This is a genomic window from Nocardioides sp. GY 10113 (assembly GCF_004919105.1).
GTDB lineage: Bacteria > Actinomycetota > Actinomycetes > Propionibacteriales > Nocardioidaceae > Nocardioides.
Genome location: NZ_STGK01000009.1, coordinates 216843 through 232219 on the forward strand (window position 1 = coordinate 216843; position 15377 = coordinate 232219).

Here is a 15377-nt window from a genome sequence, read left to right on the forward strand (position 1 = left end):
TTCCCCACTGTGACCGTCGTCGACGACCCGCCCGCCAAGCGACCGAAGCGGGGGCCGAGGAAGCGCCGCTCCGACGGGGGCGGCTGGCCCGAGGAGACCGGTCGGATGTCCGGCCTCTCCGCGACCGCCGCCGGCTGGCGGGTGCCGCTGGCCCGGGTCCGCCTCGTCAACCCGGTCACCCGGCGACCCCTCGGCGACCGGGCGCTCGGCTGGATCGCCGCGCTCGGCGTCGCGCTGGTCGCCTTCGCGCTCCGGCTCTACCACCTCGGCACCCCGCGCCGCTTCGCCTTCGACGAGACCTACTACGCCAAGGACGCGTGGTCGCTGCTCAACAACGGCTACATCCAGACCTACCTGACCGACGTCGACGGCAACCCCAAGACCGAGATCGACGCCGACATCCTCGCCGGGAACACCCAGGGCGTGTGGACCGGCGACCCCTCCCTGGCCGTGCACCCCGACGTCGGCAAGTGGATGATCGCGCTCGGCGAGAAGGCCTTCGGGATGGACCCGTTCGGATGGCGGATCGCCTCCGCGGTCGCCGGCGCCCTGATGGTGCTGGTGATGGTCAGACTGGTCCGCCGACTGACCGGCTCGACGCTGCTCGGCTGCGTCGCCGGCGTACTGCTGATGCTGGACGGACTCCAGTTCGTCCTCTCGCGGCTGGCACTGCTGGACATCTTCCTGGCGCTGTTCCTGCTGATGGCGGTCGCCTGCCTGGTGGCGGATCGCGACTGGCACCGGGCCCGACTACTGGCCCGACACGAACGCCGGCTGGGCCGGCGACTCGAGGACGCCGGGGCGACCGGGGACCGGCCCGAGCCGATCGCGCTGGCGCAGCGTCCCGGCGGCTGGGGCCCGCGGGTGCTGTTCCGGCCATGGCTGCTGGCCGCCGGCGTCTGCTTCGGCCTGGCGATGGGCACCAAGTGGACCGCGGCCTACCCGCTGGCCGCGTTCGGCCTGCTCTGCTGGTTCTGGAGCGCGGGCGCCCGGCGCAGCCTCGGCATCCGGCTGCCCGTGCTGAAGGGGGCCGTCGCCGACGGGATCCCCGCGTTCTTCCACCTCGTGGTGGTCGGCGTACTGGTCTACATCGCGACCTGGGGCGGCTGGCTGGCCCACGCCGGGGAGTACGAGGAGCACCTGAGCTCCACGCAGTACCGGCAGTACACCGGCCAGGGCCACTGCGCCGAGGACGACGACTCCTTCGTCGCCACCGACCTGGACCCCGACAAGAAGTGGCCGACCGCCGGCGAGCCGGACGCTCGGGGCCTCGGTGAGGCATGGCAGTCGCTGCGCTCGCTCTGGTACTACCACCAGGACGTGTACACGTTCCACACGCACTTCCTGAACTGCTCCACGCACTTCTACCAGTCCAAGCCGTCGGGGTGGCTCCTGCTGAACCGCCCGGTCGGCGTCGCGGTCGACAACGACATCCAGCCGGGCGACCAGGGCTGCACCGCCCCCGCCGGCAGCGACTGCATCCGCCAGGAGATCCTGCTCGGCAACCCGGTGCTGTGGTGGGGCGGCTGCCTGGCACTGCTGTTCAGCGTGGTCGCCTGGCTGGGCACCCGCGACTGGCGCTTCGGGGTCGCGGTCGTCGGAACGCTGTCGACCTGGCTGCCCTGGATGATGTACGACGACCGACCTATCTTCCTGTTCTACGCCGTCGCGATCCTGCCGTTCGTGGTGATCGCGCTGACCCTGACGATCGGGGCGCTGATCGGCCCCTCCCGGCTGCCGTCGGCCCGGCGTACCGTCGGCGTGATCGTCAGCGGCGCGTTCGTGGTGCTGGTGATGGTCAACTTCGCCTGGTTCTGGCCCATCTGGACCAACGGTCTGCTGACGAACCGGGAGTGGCTGGACCGGATCTGGTTCTCCCGCTGGATCTAGCGCTTGGATCGAGCGCTCGCCCCCCTGCACCGGTCGTACCTCGAATTAGGGACCTTGTACCCAGTAACTCTGCGTCGATCGGACACGTTGACCAGCGTGAGGGGCGCCGGAGAATCCGGGGCCGGGGAGACTCAGGGGAAGCGTCGATGAACCAGAACGAGCAGCAGCACGAGGTGGCCGAACCGATCCTCCAGATCGAGGCCACCCTGACCCCGTTCACGCAGCGCAGCCGGTCGGTCGGCATCAGCCACACCGACGCCGGCCTGCCCCGTGGCCTGGACCTCGGCGAGCACGTGCTGGTGCACGACCCCGCCACCCGCACGCACTTCACCGGCATCGTGGCCGACATCGACTTCACGCTGACCGACACCGTGTACCGGATCGAGCTGGGCACCCGGGTCACCAGCGGCGAGGCAGCCCAGTGGCTGAACCCGGTCCGCGAGCGCCCCGCGGGCGGCTTCACCACCCGGGACGTCGCCCACCTGCTGGCCGCGCTGCGTCGTAGCGAACAGGGCCTGGCCGCCGCCTACCGGGAGTACGCTGCCACCCCCGCCACCGACGGCGTAGCCCGTTCGGTGGGCCAGATCTAGTCAATTTGGGTGATGCGTTACAGGTCGAACGACCACTGATGTCCCGAAAACCGGCGGGCTAGCGTCGGCGCTAGGGGACACTTCAACCATGCCCGAAGTGCTCCCCATTCGTGTCTACCTCGTCGACGACCACGAGATCGTCCGCCGTGGCATCCACAGCGTGCTGTCCGAGGCCGAGGGCATCGAGGTGGTCGGGCAGACCGGCAGCGCCGGGATCGCGCTCCCCGAGATCCTGGACCTCCGCCCCGACGTGGTCATCCTCGACGCCCAGCTCTCCGACGGCAGCGGGATCGACGTCTGCCGCGAGATGCGTGCGGTCGACCCGAACATCCGCGGCATGATCCTGACCACGCACGACGACCCGGACGCCATCTCCTCGGCGATCCTGGCCGGCGCGTCGGGCTACGTGCTCAAGCGGATCGAAGGCGCCTCGCTGGTCAGCGGCGTGCGCCTGGTGGCCGGCGGCCACTCCCTGATCGATCCCTCGGTCGCGGCCCGCGTGGTCGAGCAGATGGAGATGCAGCGCAAGTCGCTGGACATCATCTGCGAGCTCACCCCGCAGCAGCGGCGGATCTTCTTCCTGATCGCCGAGGGTCTGACCAACCGCCAGATCGCCGAGAAGCTCTTCCTCGCCGAGAAGACGGTGAAGAACCACGTCACCGGCCTGCTCTCCCGCCTCGGCCTGGAGCACCGCACCCAGGCGGCACTGCTCGCCGTCCGCATCCAGGACGCCGGCCCGCTCGCCGGCGGCCCGTCCTCGGCGCCCGCACCGGCCGTCCCGGTCGGCCACGGCAGCCGCGTCGCGCGGATGGGCCACCCGCAGGACGCGCCGCGCACCGCAGCGGTCGCCCAGCGCGCTCTCTGACCCCTCCTCGCGAGTCGGTCGACAGCACCGGCCGAGTCAGTCACCCGCACCGCCCGAGTCGCACCCCGCGACCGGGCGGTGTCGCTTTCTGCGGACTCGGCCGGGGCTTGGGGCGGACTCGGCCGGGGCTTGCGACCGACTCGGGCGGGGCCGACGACCCACTCGCGGATCGCTCAGAGGGCGGGGCGCCGGTAGACCGTCGTACGACCCAGCTGGACGCGCTCCAGCACGGGGTCGATGCCCAGGGCGGTCTCGGCAGCGCCGAGGTAGAGGTAGCCGCCCGGGCGCAGCGCGCCGCGCAGCTTGGCGAGCACCTCGCGCTTCGTGTCGAGGTCGAAGTAGATCAGCACGTTGCGGCAGAAGATGACGTCGAACGGGCCGGGCGGGGTCGGCTGGGTGACGAGGTTGTGCTCGGCGAACATCACCTGCTGCCGGATCGCCTCCGAGAGCTGCCAGGCGGCGCCCTCGCGGGTGAAGTGCGCGCTCAGGTGCTGGGCGGGCAGGCCACGGTTCATCTCCAGCGTGCTGAACCGCCCGGCGCGGGCCGTGGCCAGCACCGTGGAGTCGATGTCGGTGGCCTGGATCCGGTAGCTGTAGGTCGGGTTGGCCCGCTTCCAGTCGGTGAGCAGCATCGCCAGCGAGTAGGGCTCCTGGCCCGTCGAGCACGCCGCCGACCAGATCCTGATCCGGCGGGTCGCGCTGTTCTCCCGCGCGATCACCGGGAGCACCGACCGGATGAACTCCGTGAACGGCGCGGTGTCGCGCATCCAGGAGGTCTCGTTGGTGGTGAGCGCCTCGATGATCGCCTTGCGAGCTCCGAGGCCCCGGTCCAGGGGCGCGCCCGCGCCCGGCGCGGCCATCGCCGCCCGGCGGACGTCCAGCACCCAGGCGTTGACGTCCGGGGCCCCCGCGGCCCGCGCCAGCGGGGCCAGCCGGGACTCGATCAGGTACTCCTTCGAGGGCTGCAGGGCGAGCCCCGAGCCGGCCTTCGCGACGCCCGCGACGAACTCGTAGGCCTGGGCAGAGAGCGTCATGCGAGCCGCCTTCGGTGGGCACGTTCCTGCAGGTGGGCCGCCACGGCGCTGAGCGGCAGGGCCGCCGAGGCGAGGCCGGCCGTGGCGACGGCGCCGGGCATTCCCCAGACCACCGACGTGGCGGCGTCCTGGACCGCCACGTCTCCTCCGGCCTCGACGATGGCGCGGGCGCCCTCGCGCCCGTCCGACCCCATCCCGGTCAGCACCAGCCCGTGCACGGCACGGCCGAGCGCGGCGGCCGCGGACCGGAACAGCACGTCCACCGCCGGGCGGCAGTAGTTCTCCGGTGGACCGTCGTTGAAGCGGGTCACCAGCCGGCTGCCGTCGCGCACCACCTGCAGGTGGCGGTCCCCCGGCGCGACGAGCACGTCACCGGGCAGCAGCGCCTCCCCGTCGCCGGCCTCACGGACCCGCAGGCCGCTGATCCGGTCCAGGCGCTCGGCGAACTGGCGGGTGAACAGCGGCGGCATGTGCTGCACGATCGCGATCGGCACCGGGAACGTGGCCGCCAGCTGCGGCAGCAGCTCGGTCAGCGCCGCCGGCCCACCGGTCGAGGCGCCGACCACGATCAGCTGCGGGGCACCGGCCGGACGCGACGGACGGAGCGTCACGCTCGGCGGTGCGACCGCCCCGGGTCCGGCGGCCACCGGCGCGGGCCGCGGCGCCGTACGGGCCGCTGCCGGGTGCGCCCCGGCGGCGGCCGCCGCCGGCAGGCGCCGCGCGAGCGTCCGGCGTCGACCGCCGAGCGCCGTCACCTTCGACACCAGCTGATCCCGTACGACGTCCTTCGCCGCGGCGGGCGAGGAGACGCCGGAGGGCTTCGTGACGTAGTCGTCCGCACCGCCGACCAGGGCGTCGAGCGTGGCCGCCGCCCCGCGCTCGGTGAGCGTGGAGAACATGATCACGGGCGTGGCCCGGTCGGTGCGACGCAGCTCCTTGACGGTGGCGATCCCGTCGAGCTCGGGCATCTCGATGTCGAGCGTGACGACGTCGGGCTTCAGCTGGGCGATGCGCTCGAGCGCGATCCGGCCGTTGGGGGCCGTGCCGACGACCGTCACGCCGGGCTCCTCCTCGAGGATCCCGGTGACCAGGCGTCGGATCAGGGCGGAGTCGTCGACGACGAGGACGCGGATCGGCTCGCTGGTCGGCTGGAGGGTCATCTGCGGGTCCTACTCGTGGGAGCGGGGACGTCCGGGGACGTCGAAGGAAGGACGTGGGCGAGGCGCGTGGAGCCGACCGTGCCCGGGTCGCCACGCAGGACGTCCCGGGCACGGTCGGTCGCTCACAGGGTGAAGCGGGCGTAGCCCTCCTGCATGACGGACGCGACCGAGGTGAGGTGCTGGGCCGACGTCCGGGTCTGCGAGGCCGCCTGGGAGGACTGCTCCGCGGCGGTGGCGACGGTGACCACGTTCTCGGCGATCTCCGCCGAGCCGGCGGCCGCCTGGGCGATGTTCATCGTCATCTCCTGGGTGGTCGCGGTCTGCTGCTCCACGGCCGAGGCGATGTCGGACTGGTGGACCGTGACCTCGTTGATCGAGCCGACGATCTGACCGATGATCGCCGAGACGTTGGAGACCTCCGCCTGGATCGTCTGGATCCGGGTCGCGATGTCGGTGGTCGCCCCGGCGGTCTCGCCGGCCAGGTCCTTGACCTCGGTGGCCACGACGGCGAAGCCCTTGCCGGCGGCACCGGCACGCGCCGCCTCGATCGCGGCGTTGAGGGCCAGCAGCTTGGTCTGCTCGGCGATCGCGTTGATCGACTCGACCGCGGACCCGATCTGGGTCGAGGCGCTCTCCAGCTTGTCGATCGCGGTGCGCACGCCCGCCGTCTGCTCGGCGGCGATGGCGCCGACCCGGGCGGCCTCCTGGGCGTTGTGGGCGATCCCCGCGATGGAGGCCCCCATCTCCTCGGCGGCGGCCGCGACGGTCTGCACGTTCACCGAGACCTGCTCGGCGGCGGCGGAGACGGCCTGCGACTGGGCGGCGGTCTCCTCCGAGGCGGCCGAGACCTGCTCGGCGACGGCCAGCAGGTCGGCGGCGGCACGCGCCACGTCGTCCGCCTTCTCCGCGCCGTCGGAGACCGCGGTACGGAACATCATGCGGGCGCTCTCGAACGCCTCGGCCATCTGGCCGACCTCGTCGGCGTGCGGCGCGTGGGAGGTCCGGCTGAGGTCGAACTGGGAGAGCCCCGTCGCCGCCTCGGAGACCGAGCGCAGCGGCACGGTGATCATCCGCACGATCCGCGTGGCCAGCCAGATGGTGAAGACGGCCGCGACCAGCAGCGCCACGATCAGCGTGACGATCGCTCGGTTGATCGCCGCGGTGCTCTCGTCGGCCGTGGTCTGCGCGACCTCGACCTCGTAGGCCTCCAGCGCGTCGAGCGCGGAGGCGGCCGGCGGCAGGATCTCCTGCGTCATCCGCAGGTAGGCGGCCGTGCCGCGCTTCGCCGCGGCCGCGGTGCCGGCGTTGGACGCCGGGATCAGCACGTTGTCGCGGACGTCGACGTACTCCGCCCAGCCCTCCTCGAAGGCCTTGATGGCGGCGCGCGACTCGGCCGTCGTCTCGGTCACGGCCTTGTACTCCGCCCAGGCCTTCTGGATGTCCGCCTCGTCGGCGGCCATGTCGGCCTCGAGCTCGGGACGCTGCTCCGGCGCCGCGATCACGTGCTCGGCCATCCGCAGCCGGGCGTGCAGCTCCTGCTCGTGGACGATCGCGAGGCGGTTGGTGGCCACCACGCTCACGTCGGAGAGCTGGTGCGCCCGGTCGGAGGCCTGCTTGAGGTTGAAGATGGCGAGCCCGACCAGGATGACGCCGGCGAGGGACGCGATGCCGACGATGGTGAAGATCTTGGCGCCGACGGACCTGTTGGCCAGGACGTTCAGGGGGCGCTGACGCTGGGGCTGAGGCTGGGACACGGGGCTTTCCTTCATCTGCTCGGTGGGGGTCGACCGGACGGGCGTCAGCGTCGTCACGCTGCACCGCTCACGTCGGCCGCGAGGTGCGGATCGAGGACGAGGAGGATCGACTCCTCGAGCGAGACCACCCCGTGGAGTACGTCGCGGACGCTGGCCGCGAGCGTCGCCGGCGCGGGCTCGAGGGGCAGGTCCCCGGTGCTGATCACGTCGCCGATGTCGTCGACGACGAGGCTCACCACCTCGCCGCGGCTGCGGACCACGACGTTCATGGCAGGCACCGGCGCCTCCGCGCCGGCCTCGGCACCGTCCGCTCCGTCGGCGGTCGGGCCGGGCAACCGCAGACGGCTGCGCAGGTCCAGCGCGGTCACGATCTGACCGCGCAGGTTGATCACGCCGCGGACCGCCTCGGCGGCGCGCGGCACCACCGTGACCTGGTGCTGGCGGAGCACCTCCTGCACGTGCTGGACGTCGATCCCGAAGTGCAGGCCGTCGACCCAGAAGGTGCAGTGCTGCGCCGCCGCGCGCGGCAGCGTGGTGGTCTCACTCATCGCGTGGCTCCGTTCAGGAGGTGACCGTCGAGGTCACCGTCGAGGCCGTGGGTCAGCTCGAGCAGGTCGGTGAAGTCGTCGACGGCGGTACCGCCGGCGGCGACGTCCCCGAGGCAGGTCCGCAGCACGGCGTCGAGGTCGATCAGGTCGGTGACCTTGTCGTGGACCACGACCGTGCCGACCACGCCGGGGCGCGCCCCGACCGGGCTGGGGTCCAACGCCACGTCGGCGACGTCGACCACCCGTCCGACGACGAGCCCGACCAGGCCGCCGGCGTGCTCGTGCACGATGACGGTGACAGACTCCTCGGCGCCCGCGGCGGGGTCGAGGAAGCCGAGCATCGGCGCCAGCCGCAGCAGCGGCAGGATGCCGCCGCGGTACTGGGCGACCTCGCTGGCTCCGGAGTACTCGATGCGGCTCGCGTCGATCTCCTCGAGCCGGGCCACGTCGGCCAGCGGGATGGCGGCCCGCTGCCCCTGCCCGACCTGGAGCACCAGGATCGGCGTGACCTCCTCCTCGCTGCGGCGCTCGGTCTCCACCTGGCGGTGCGTCTTCTCCACGTTGCTGTCCCGGGCCAGGCCCGCGACGTCGAGGATCAGGGAGACCCGACCGTCGCCGAGGATCGTCGCCCCCGCGTAGACGGGGATCGACTTCAGCTGGCGGCCGATCGGCTTGACCACGATCTCCTGGGTGTCGTGCACCTGCGCCACCGTCAGCCCGAACCGCAGCGCGTCGGCCTGGACCACCACCACGGTGATGGTCTCGGCCGTCGAGGGGTCCTCCGCCGTGGACAGCTCGAGCGCCCCGGCGAGCGAGACCAGCGGCAGCAGGTCGCCGCGCAGGCGCAGGACCGGCGTACCGGCGAGGACCTCGACGTCGCGCCGGAGGTCCTCCCCCTCGAGCCGGACCAGCTCGACCAGGTTGGCCTGCGGGATGGCGTACCGCTCGCCGTCCTCCTCGACGACGAGCGCCGGGATGATCGCCAGCGTGAGCGGGATCCGGACCCGCACGGTGGTGCCGCGGCCCACCTCGCTGTCGAGGTCGACGCTGCCGCCGATCCGCTCGATGTTGGTGCGGACCACGTCCATGCCGACGCCGCGGCCGGAGACGTTGGTGACCTCGGTCGCGGTGGAGAAGCCGGGGCGGAAGATCAGCCCGAGCACGTCGCGGGTGTCCATGCTCGCGAGCTGGTCCCGGGTGATCACGCCGCGCTCGACGGCGACCGCGCCGATCCGCTCGGGGTCCATGCCCTTGCCGTCGTCGGTGATCTCGACGATCACCTGGCCGGACTCGTGCGAGGCGCGCAACAGCAGCGTGCCCCGGGCGGGCTTGCCCGCGGCGAGGCGAGCCGCCGGCGGCTCGATGCCGTGGTCGAGCGAGTTGCGCACGAGGTGGGTGAGCGGACCGCTCAGCGCCTCCAGCAGGCTCCGGTCCAGCTCGGTGTCGCGGCCCTCCATGACCAGCTCGACGTCCCGGCCCAGCTGGTGGGAGAGGTCCCGGACGATCCGCGGCATCTTCGACCAGACCTGGCCGATCGGCTGCATGCGGGTGCGCATCACGGCTTCCTGGAGCTCGCTGGCCACCAGGTTCAGCCGCTGGCTGGCCCGGGCCAGCTCGGCCTCCTGGCCGGCGCCGGCGCCCTGCAGGATCTGGTTGCGGGTGAGCACCAGCTCGCCGACCAGGTCGACGAGGTTGTCCAGCAGGTCGACGTCGACGCGGATCGAGGAGTCCGCGACGGTACGGCGGTCGCGATCCTCCTCCGGCGCCGCGGCCGGCGCCGCCGGCGCGGGCTCGGCGGCCGCGGGCTCGGCGACGGCAGGCTCGGCGACGGCAGGCTCGGTGACGGCAGGCTCGGCGACCACCGGCTCTGCGGTCACGGCAGCGGCGACCTCGGGGTCAGCGACATCAGGCTCGGCGACATCAGGCTCGGCGACGTCGGGCTCGGTGGCGTCGGGCTCGGTGGCGTCGGGCTCGACGGCCTCGCCGGCGAGCAGCGCCTCGATGACCGCGACCACCGGCGCCACGTCCACCGCCGGATCCGCGTCGCGGCCGGTCCGCTCGATGGAGCCGAGCAAGGCGCGGGTGACGTCGACCATGGTCAGCAGCGCCTCGGCGATCGGCGGGTTCATCGTCCGCTCGCCGTCGCGCAGCCGGGCCAGCAGGGTCTCCCCGACGTGCGTCAGCCTCTCCAGCCGATCGAACGCCAGGAAGCCGCTGGTGCCCTTGATCGTGTGGATCGTGCGGAAAATGCTGGAGAGCAGTGCCCGGGAGTCCGGCTGCTGCTCGAGCTCGACCAGGTCGCGATCGAGTTGGTCGAGGTTCTCGTAAGACTCGACAAGGAACTCGGCGATGATCTCGGCGTCGTCGTCCATGGGCCCTCCGTTTCGTGACACTTCATCGGCCGCGTCGTGTGACTTCTGAGCGGCGTGGGACGGAATTGAGCGTGCGGGCGACTCCGCCGAAGGGCGGGTCGGGCGCACGCGGCAGCCCCTGGGCACGGGCCAGGGCCGAGTGGCACCTGACGGTGGGACCGTCGGCCCGACCGGAGCCCGCAACCCACCACTCAGCGGCGCCCAACCCACGGCTCGGCGGGGCGCAACCCCCGGCTCGGCGGGGCGCAACCCCCGGCTCGGCGGTCAGGAACCGGCGGGGCGGTTCTTGAGCGCCTCGGCGAGCGAGGTCAGGGACGCCACGGCGGCCGGCGACGGGGAGGCCGCGTCGGCGTTGGCCTCGGCAACCTCCTGGACCAGCTCGGCCCGGTTGATCCGCACGGAGCGCGGGGCGTCGATGCCGATCCGGACCACGTCGCCGCGCACCTCGAGCACGGTGAGGGTCACGTCGTCACCGATGACGACGCTCTCTCCGACGCGACGGGACAGGACCAGCATGCGGGGAGGCTATCGGTTACCGGCGGGTCGGGTGCGCCCGCCTCCGAGGTTGGCGGTAGTCGCCACGACAACCATCTCGAGACCTCCTCAGCCGACCAGCGGTGCCGCGAGCGGCAGGTCGGCGTCGTCGAGGATCACCTGGGTCGCCCGCCGGGTGGCTGCGTTGACCACCAGCGGCGCGCGCAGGTTCACGGTGGTCTCGGCCAGGCTCGCGCCGGCACGGACCATCAGCAGCACCATCGCGTCGCCGGCGTCGACGATGCCCAGGTCGGCCACCACGTCGTCGCTCACCTCGGGCTCGTAGTCCGGGAAGAACGCGTGCGGCGGGACCACGACGAACTGCGGGCTGTCGTGGTCGAGGGAGTGGAACCCGAAGAGCATGCCGGTCTCGTCCAGGCGGACCAGCGCGAACCGGTGGTCGTCGGGGAATCCCGGGAGCGGGTGGGCCAGCTCGATGACCGGGATCTCCTCGGTGAGCGCCATGGCCGTCATTGTGTCATCGGCCCGATCAGCGGATGAAGTCGAGCAGGCTGGGCTGCATCACGCGGGCGGTGGCGGCCAGCGACGCCTGGTAGGCCACCTCCTGGAGCTCGAGGTCCATGGTCGCCTTGGCCAGGTCGGTGTTCTCCAGCGTGCTCAGCCGCGAGGTCAGCGAGAGCTCGGCGTTGCCGGCGGCCGTGTCGGCCCGCTGCAGCCGCTGGTAGGAGACGCCGGCCGCGGTACGGGCGGAGACGACCGTGTCGACCCGCGTCTTCAGGCTGTCGCCCGCACCCTGCACGGAGGCGATGTCGCCGGCGCGCAGGGCGGTCGCCAGCGAGCCGAGCTCGTCGAAGACCGAGCCCGCGCCGCTGCCGAAGACCGCGACGCCGTCGACGTCGACCCGCAGCGTGACCCCGTCCGCGACGCGGCGGGTCACCTCGCCGGCAGCACCCACGTAGGTGCCCGTGTCGTCGTACGCCACCCCGCCGGCGGTGATGCCACCGAAGACGGGGCGATCGAGGTACGTCGCGTTCGCCAGGGTGATCATGTTCGCCCGGATGCCGTCGATCTCCTGGGCGAGCGCGTCGCGCGAGGCCTGGCCGACCGCACCGGAGACCGCCTGCGAGGCCAGCTCCCGCGCCCGGCTGAGGGCGTTGGTCACGGTGTCCAGGGTGCTGTCGACCTGCTCCATCCACCCGAGCCCGTCCTGGGCGTTGCGGGAGTACTGCGTCTGGTCGGCCAGCGAGGCGCGGATCCGCATCGCCGCGGTGGTGTCGGACGGGCTGTCCGAGGGCCGGTTGAGGATCCGGCCGGTGGTCAGCTGCTCCTGCACCTTGCCCAACCTGGTCAGGCCGGTCTGCACCGACTCCAGGCCGTTGCGGTTCAGCATGCGCTGGGTGACGCGCCCGAGGCTCATCGGTGGGCTCCTGCCGTGCGGTGGAGGTGGCGGCTCGGTCGACTCATCGGCCGACCACGCCCGTGCGGTTGATCAGGGTGTCCAGCACCTCGTCGAGGGTGGTCATCATCCGGGCCGCGGCCTCGTAGGCGCGCTGCGCGGAGAGCAGGTTCACCGTCTCCTCGTCGAGGTTGACGCCCGCCTGGGACTCCCAGGCGGCGTCCAGCGAACCGGTCAGCGCCTCCTGGTTGGCGACCTGCCGATTGACCGAGGCGACGTGCGTGCCGAAGGTGTTGACCAGGTTCTGGTAGGCGTCGCTGGCCGCCGTCATCACGCCGGAGATCGCGTCGGCGTTGCTGCCGTCCAGCGTCGCGGAGCCGAGGGTCGAGATGCCCGCCGCGGCGATGCCGGCGATGTCGGTGATCGCGACGGCCAGGGTGGCGGCCGGGCTCGCGGGGTCGTAGCTGAAGAAGTCGCCGCCCTGGGCGCCGGTCCTGTCGACGCCGTTGGCGTGCGCGGCGTTGACAGCGTCCGCCAGCGACGTCGCGACGTTGTCGAGGCCCGCCCGGTAGCTGGGCAGCGTGACGGTGAGCAGCGTGTTGATGCCGCCGATCTCACCGGAGACGCCGGCCGGCAGCGGGCTGGCGCCGATCGCCGACGCCGTGCGCCCGACGACCAGGTCGGTGGTGCCGATCCGGACCGTGAACTGGCCGTCGGCCTCCACCGTGGTGGTCGCGCCGGCCAGGTCGGCCAGTCGCAGCGCGAGCTGGTCGCGCTGGTCCCTCAGGTCGCCGACGTCGGTGCCGTTCGCGGCGCCCACCAGGATCGTGTGGTTCAGCCCGGCCAGGTCCCTGGCGACGCTGTTGACCTCGTCGACCGCGGTGGCCAGGCGGACCTGCTGGTCGGCCTCCTCGCCGGCGATGTTGCCGTACTGCGCCTGCAGCGCCTGGGCCAGCGCCGCGGCGCTGCCGAGCACCTGCTGGCGCGCCGCGTCGCCGCCGGGGTTGGTGGCCAGGTCCTGCCAGGACTGGGTGAACGTGTCGAGCGCGGCCGCGACGCCGTTCTCGCCGGGCTCGCCGATGCCCTCCTCGATCCGGGCCAGCACGGTCGCCTGGGTCTGCAGGTTGGAGAGCGCGGAGTGCTCGCGACGCATCCGGGCGTCGAGCAGCGGATCGACCATCCGGCGTACGTCGGAGACGGCGACGCCGTCGCCGTGGCCGGTGTAGCGCGACCACATGGCCACCTGGGAGGTGGACTGCGCGCTGCCGACGATGGTCCGGCGGGCGTAGCCGGTGGTGGTGGAGTTGGCGATGTTGTTGTTCGCCACCTCCAGCGCCGACTGCTGGTAGCGCAGCGCGGAGAGCGCGGTGGAGAGGGAGCCGAACGAGCCGACCATCAGAGGCTCCGGTCCAGCAGGTGGCTGCGGCGGGCGTCGGTCACCGCGGCGCCGTCGTGGGTGTAGCTCTCGGTCGCGCCGCCGCCGATGGCCAACAGCGTCTCGCGGGCCGAGCGGTAGCCGGCGGTGAGCAGCCCCTTGGCGTCCTCGGAGACCTCGGCGATCTCACGGGCGATGCTGACCAGCGCGTCGCGGTGGTCGGCGAGGATCGCGGGCCAGGGCTCGTCGGCGGCCTCGGCGAGGGCCACCAGGGACGGGTTCGGGCCCAACCCGAGCCGGGCGGCGACGTCGTCGGCGACCGCGGCGCGCAGCACCTCGGTCTCCCGGATCGTCGCCAGCAGGTCCTCGATCTCGCGGGTGGCCTTGGGCAGCCACTGGGTCCGCCCGGTGCTGAGCAGCAGGCGCTCCACCTCGAGCTTGTAGGCCAGGTGCTCCAGGAGCTCACGTTCGCGCCACAGGATCTGCGACAGCTCGTCCACCGGGGGTTCCTCCGTCTCGCATGCTTCGGGAGCCACGGCCAACCGCCGCGCCACTCCTTGTGGAGATGAATCGCCCGCCCGTGCAAGGATCTGAGCGGTTCGCGCGAGGTCCTCGTTCTCGGGGCGCCTCACCGATCGGACACCGGGGGCTGACCACCCGTTATGACCCCCTCCTGGCCCGCAATGACCAGAGCCTCCTGGGACCCCCCGGGACCGCAGTCCCGTCTTAGTGTTTTTCAGGCCCCGGTTCGCCCGGATTCCCGGCGTGGGGGTCCCAGGCGTCACCACTGTTGCCGGCATGACGGCTTCCCCCCAGGGCCACCGCAGCGATGCGGAAGAGCTCATCACCTCTCACATGCCGCTCGTCGGGCACATCGTCCGCGAGACCATGGGGCGTGTCCCCTCGCACGTGAGCCGTGACGACCTCACCTCGGCCGGACTCACTGCCCTCGTCCTGGCCGCGCAGGCCTACGACGCCACCCGCGCGGTCCCCTTCGACCGCTACGCCGCGACCCGGGTCCGCGGCGCGATCCTCGACGAGCTCCGCTCGATCGACTGGGCGTCGCGCTCGGTACGACGCCGGGCCCGCGACCTCGCCGAGACCCGCGCCGCGCTGGCCGGCGCGCTCGGCCGCACGCCCACCACGGAGGAGGTGGCCCAGACCGCCGGGATGACGGTGGACGAGGTGGCCGCCAACGACGACGACGTCGCCCGCGCCCAGGTCCTCTCGCTGCAGGGGTCGGCCACCACCACGATCGAGGAGCTGGTGCCGCACACCGAGCCCTCGCCCGAGGACGTGTACGAGCACGCCGAGCGCCTCACCTACCTGCGCGAGGCGATCGCCGAGCTGCCCGAGCGCCTGCGCAAGGTGGTCGAGGACTACTTCTTCGCGGAGCGGCCGATGGCCGAGATCGCCGCCGAGCTCGGCGTCACCGACTCCCGGATCTCCCAGATGCGCGCGGAGGCGCTGGCCCTGCTCAAGGACGGCCTCAACCACGCACTCGACCCGGCCCTGGTGCAGCCGGTCGGCAAGGCCGGCGGCGTCGCCAACCGGCGCCGCGAGGCCTACTTCGCCGCCGTGGCCTCCCGCCACGCGGAGGGGCTGCGGCGCAGCATGCCGGTTCGCCTCAACGCCGCCGGCTAGGCGCCGCTCGCGCACCAGCCAGCACCAGAAGCCGTCGTCCGACTCGGGGCGCCTCCGCGACAGCGGGGGCGCCCCGAGCGGCGTTCCGGGCCCGCGAAGGGCGTCGAATGCTCAAGGGCGACCGCGCCCGGACGATCAGGGGAGGTGACGGGAGTCCAGGGAGGGACTCCCCTCGGCACCAGACCTGTCGCATCCAGGAGGGAACACCATGGGTCTTCGCATCAACCAGAACATCGAGTCGATGAACGCGTACC

General features: G+C 72.5%; 14 protein-coding genes. 4 read left to right on the plus strand and 10 right to left on the minus strand.

The annotated features are described in order from the left end of the window. Positions 1-9 precede the first annotated feature (9 nt). The 3 genes from E8D34_RS12750 (at position 10) to E8D34_RS12760 (ending at position 3345) form a co-directional block, all read left to right on the plus strand. Entirely contained in the window at positions 10-1890 is a 1881-nt protein-coding gene (locus E8D34_RS12750; RefSeq protein WP_240771326.1) for a phospholipid carrier-dependent glycosyltransferase, read from the plus strand. 146 nt (positions 1891-2036) lie between these two features. Next, complete coding sequence (locus tag E8D34_RS12755) at positions 2037-2480, plus strand: hypothetical protein (RefSeq protein ID WP_136595012.1); 444 nt, start codon at positions 2037-2039, stop codon at positions 2478-2480. An 88-nt stretch (positions 2481-2568) separates the two neighbouring features. Beyond that, positions 2569-3345 (plus strand): response regulator transcription factor, encoded by a 777-nt coding sequence (locus E8D34_RS12760; protein ID WP_136595013.1) that lies wholly within the window; start codon positions 2569-2571, stop codon positions 3343-3345. Between the two features lie 173 nt (positions 3346-3518). Here the strand turns inward: E8D34_RS12760 and E8D34_RS12765 are convergent, their stop codons facing one another. The 10 genes from E8D34_RS12765 to flgN all read right to left on the minus strand — a co-directional run bounded on the left by E8D34_RS12765 (position 3519) and on the right by flgN (position 13979). Beyond that, positions 3519-4379 (minus strand): protein-glutamate O-methyltransferase CheR, encoded by an 861-nt coding sequence (locus E8D34_RS12765; RefSeq protein ID WP_136595014.1) that lies wholly within the window; start codon positions 4377-4379, stop codon positions 3519-3521. Then, positions 4376-5539 (minus strand): chemotaxis response regulator protein-glutamate methylesterase, encoded by a 1164-nt coding sequence (locus tag E8D34_RS12770; protein ID WP_136595015.1) that lies wholly within the window; start codon positions 5537-5539, stop codon positions 4376-4378. The genes E8D34_RS12765 and E8D34_RS12770 overlap by 4 nt, the downstream gene beginning before the upstream one ends. 122 nt (positions 5540-5661) lie before the next feature. Next, positions 5662-7293, minus strand: coding sequence for a methyl-accepting chemotaxis protein (locus E8D34_RS12775; protein ID WP_168929427.1), 1632 nt, complete (start codon positions 7291-7293; stop codon positions 5662-5664). Between the two features lie 53 nt (positions 7294-7346). After that, positions 7347-7841, minus strand: coding sequence for a chemotaxis protein CheW (locus E8D34_RS12780; RefSeq protein WP_136595017.1), 495 nt, complete (start codon positions 7839-7841; stop codon positions 7347-7349). Beyond that, positions 7838-10213: a chemotaxis protein CheA gene (locus tag E8D34_RS12785; RefSeq protein ID WP_136595018.1), complete on the minus strand. Its 2376-nt coding sequence runs from the start codon at positions 10211-10213 to the stop codon at positions 7838-7840. The genes E8D34_RS12780 and E8D34_RS12785 overlap by 4 nt, the downstream gene beginning before the upstream one ends. Before the next feature lie 264 nt (positions 10214-10477). Continuing rightward, on the minus strand, positions 10478-10729 hold the full coding sequence (csrA, locus tag E8D34_RS21560) for a carbon storage regulator CsrA (RefSeq protein ID WP_136595019.1): 252 nt from the start codon (positions 10727-10729) through the stop codon (positions 10478-10480). Positions 10730-10816: 87 nt separating this feature from the next. Continuing rightward, positions 10817-11212: a flagellar assembly protein FliW gene (locus E8D34_RS12795; protein ID WP_240771328.1), complete on the minus strand. Its 396-nt coding sequence runs from the start codon at positions 11210-11212 to the stop codon at positions 10817-10819. Between the two features lie 25 nt (positions 11213-11237). After that, complete coding sequence (flgL, locus tag E8D34_RS12800) at positions 11238-12125, minus strand: flagellar hook-associated protein FlgL (protein ID WP_136595021.1); 888 nt, start codon at positions 12123-12125, stop codon at positions 11238-11240. Between the two features lie 43 nt (positions 12126-12168). Beyond that, complete coding sequence (flgK, locus tag E8D34_RS12805) at positions 12169-13500, minus strand: flagellar hook-associated protein FlgK (RefSeq protein ID WP_136595022.1); 1332 nt, start codon at positions 13498-13500, stop codon at positions 12169-12171. After that, complete coding sequence (flgN, locus tag E8D34_RS12810) at positions 13500-13979, minus strand: flagellar protein FlgN (protein ID WP_136595023.1); 480 nt, start codon at positions 13977-13979, stop codon at positions 13500-13502. The genes flgK and flgN overlap by 1 nt, the downstream gene beginning before the upstream one ends. 298 nt (positions 13980-14277) lie before the next feature. On the opposite strand from flgN, the gene E8D34_RS12815 reads away from it, so the two are divergent. Then, a complete protein-coding gene (locus tag E8D34_RS12815) occupies positions 14278-15123 on the plus strand; it encodes a sigma-70 family RNA polymerase sigma factor (protein ID WP_136595024.1) in 846 nt (281 codons plus the stop codon). Positions 15124-15377 lie beyond the last annotated feature (254 nt).